This window comes from Microbacterium sp. ISL-103 (assembly GCF_018613995.1).
Classification (GTDB): domain Bacteria; phylum Actinomycetota; class Actinomycetes; order Actinomycetales; family Microbacteriaceae; genus Microbacterium.
This window is the reverse complement of sequence record NZ_JAGGPD010000347.1, coordinates 1-2,774: the sequence shown is the minus strand read 5'-3', so window position 1 is coordinate 2,774 and position 2,774 is coordinate 1. Positions and strand designations below refer to the sequence as shown.

Annotated in this window: 3 protein-coding genes; all 3 read right to left on the bottom strand. The window is 71.5% G+C overall.

Going from position 1 to position 2,774, the window contains the following annotated elements; translation table 11 throughout:
• Positions 1–126: 126 nt before the first annotated feature.
• From J7E68_RS12915 to J7E68_RS20320, 3 genes are read right to left on the bottom strand one after another with little or no spacing between them, the layout of a single operon-like run.
• The gene (locus J7E68_RS12915) at positions 127–717 is read right to left on the bottom strand and encodes a CMD domain protein (protein ID WP_215173196.1); all 591 of its coding nucleotides are present in this window, start codon (positions 715–717) and stop codon (positions 127–129) included.
• On the bottom strand, positions 714–1,736 hold the full coding sequence (locus J7E68_RS12910; protein ID WP_215173194.1) for a putative FMN-dependent luciferase-like monooxygenase: 1,023 nt from the start codon (positions 1,734–1,736) through the stop codon (positions 714–716). The genes J7E68_RS12915 and J7E68_RS12910 overlap by 4 nt, the downstream gene beginning before the upstream one ends.
• Positions 1,733–2,299, bottom strand: a complete 567-nt coding sequence (locus J7E68_RS20320) for an ATP-binding cassette domain-containing protein (protein ID WP_311416866.1) — start codon at positions 2,297–2,299, stop codon at positions 1,733–1,735. The genes J7E68_RS12910 and J7E68_RS20320 overlap by 4 nt, the downstream gene beginning before the upstream one ends.
• Between the last annotated feature and the right edge of the window lie 475 nt (positions 2,300–2,774).

Here is a 2,774-nt window from a genome sequence, read left to right as displayed (position 1 = left end):
CGACGAGGCCGTCGTAGTGGCGCTCGGTCAGCTCCGCCTCCGCGAGCGGCGGCAGATGCGGGGTCCAGCCGACCTCGCCGCGCGTGAACGCCTCGGGGTGCGGTGCGATGTCCTGCAGGAGAACGGTCATGCGGCGATTCCCTTCTGAAGGACACTCAGGCCCGTGATGACACGCTGCTGGAAAGCGAGGAACGACACCAGCTGCGACAGGGTGACGATGCCGTCGGCCGACCAGCCCGCGTCCACCAGCCGCTGGATGTCTGCGCCCGACGCCTCGCGCGGACGCAGCACCAGCAGGTGGGTGTGCGCGAGGGCGGCGGCGAGCCGCTCACCGAGCGCGTCGACGACCTGCGCCGACGGCGTGTATCGCGCTCCCTCGGTGTTCTCGGCCTGCAGACCTGCCTCGGTGTACGAGCCGAAGGGACCGGGCACCGCTCGGGCATCCGCCTCGGCGATCACGATCGCCGCGAGCTGCGGGTCGATCGCCTGCGCACGCCCGGCGTAGAACGCGGCCGTCGCATCGGTGTCGCCCGCGAGCAGCGTCGCGAACGCCGCGACGAGCTCGCGCTCGGCCTGCGACACGTGCGCGGTCGAGACCGGAGCGAAGAGCGCGTCGAAGCTCGCCTGCAGCTGCTCCCTGGTGACGGGGCGGCGGCGCCGCAGCGCGTCGAGCTCGGGCGTCACCCCCACGATCCGGTCGACGATGTCGTGCGTCATGCTGTCTCCTTGATGGTGTCGGTGAGGGTGTAGCCGAGGGCCGGTGCGACCTGCTCGGCGAAGAGCTCGATCGAGCGCAGGACGTGCTCGTGAGGGGCATCGACCGAGTGCACCTGGAACGCCACTTCGGTCGCGCGTCCGAGGGTGGCGTCGGCGGCGAGAGACTCGGCGACCTCTTCGGGGGTGCCGAGATGCGTGTCGAGCGCCACGATCAGCTCGTCGAGACTGTCGCCGGGGATCGTCTGGCCCTGACGGCGGAACCCCTCGGCGGCGCGGCGCAGGCCGACCTCCGCGACGCGCAGCGCCTCGGCGCGATCGTCGGCGACGAACACCGTGCGCGAGGCGGTGATGCGCGGCGCGACCCCGTCGGGGAGGGCGTCGAGGTAGGTGTCGATGATGGGATCCTGCAGCGCCGAGAGCGGTGCGTGCAGAGCATCCGTCGACCGCGGCTGGGTGCGGGAGAGCAGCAGGCCGTGCCCGTGGATGCCGGCCCGATGGCCGCCCGGTGCCGAGAACGTCGCCTGCCAGATGCGGTCGGCGAGCGTGCCGGCATCCGGATACAGAGTGTTGTCGGCGCCGATGTCGCGCCCCGACAGCGCATCGAGCAGCAGCCGCAGCTTGCGGTCGTAGGTGGGTGCCTTGTCGCGCACGTCCTCGCCGAACGGCACGAACGACGAGGGGGTTCCGCCGCTGCCGAGGCCGAGGTCGATGCGGCCGCCCGAGAGCAGGTCGGCGACCACCGCATCCTCGGCGACGCGCACCGGGTCTTCCAGCGGCAGCGTGACGACGCCCGTGCCGAGGCGGATGCGCGAGGTGTGCGCTGCGACGTTCGCGAGGTAGACGAGCGGTGAGGGCAGGCCTCCCTCCGCGGCGCGGAAATGGTGCTGCGCCACCCAGGCCCGGCCGATGCCGTGTCGCTCGGCGTGCCGGATCTGCTCGGTGGCCAGCGCGTAGCGCTCGGCGGGCGAGGCATCGTCGAGCAGCCGGGTGAAGAAGGCGATGGTGGGACCGGTGGTCATGCGGGCTGCTCCGTTCGTCCGGGCACCGCTGCGAGCAGCTCCCGGGTGTAGTCGTGCTGCGGGTCGTGGAAGAGCTCTTCGGTCACGCCCTCCTCGACGATGCGTCCGCGGCGCATCACCGAGACGGTGTGGCTGATCCTGCGGACGACGGCGAGGTCGTGCGAGATGAAGAGGTAGGTGAGGCCGAGCTCGGCCTGCAGAGAGGTGAGCAGTTCGAGGATGCGCGCCTGCACCGTGACGTCGAGGGCGGACACCGCCTCGTCGAGCACGACGATCTCGGGATCGATCGCGAGCGCCCTGGCTATCGCGACGCGCTGCCGCTGGCCTCCCGAGAGCTCGCGCGGCGTGCGGTGGGCGAGATCGCCGGGCAGCGACACCCTGTCGATCAGAGCGAGCGCCCGGTCTCTGCGCTCGGTGCGCGATCCCACACCGAAGTTCTGCAGCGGCTCGGCGATGATGTCGACGACCTGCTGCCGCGGATCCAGCGACGCGAACGGGTTCTGATAGACCAGCTGGATGCGACGTCGCAACGCCCGCAGGCGCTGCCCCGACAGCCCGGTCACATCGCTGCCGTCGATCTCGATCGCGCCGGCATCCGGCTCGTGGAAGCGGGTGATCAGCCGCCCGGTNNTCGCGGCCGGCGACCCTGAACTCCTTGACGAGACTGGTGGCGGTGATCGCGAACGGATTCTCGGCGGCCACCGCTGCGGCGTCGCGGAGGAACGGAGGGGCCTCGGGTCGACGGAACCCCGTCGTGAACGCCGGAGCGTCGGCGAGCAGCTGCCTGGTGTACGCGTCGGAGGGCTCGGCGAGCACCTGCGCGCTCGGCCCCTGCTCGACGATGCGCCCGTCTTTCAGCACGACGAGCCGCTGCGCCCGATCGGCGGCGACGCCGAGGTCGTGCGTGACGAGCAGGATGCTCGTGCCCTCTTCTCGGCGCAGCTCGTCGAGCAGATCCAGCACCTTGCGCTGCACGGTCGCATCGAGTGCGCTCGTGGGCTCGTCGGCGATCATCAGTCGTGGGCGCAGCGCGCTGGC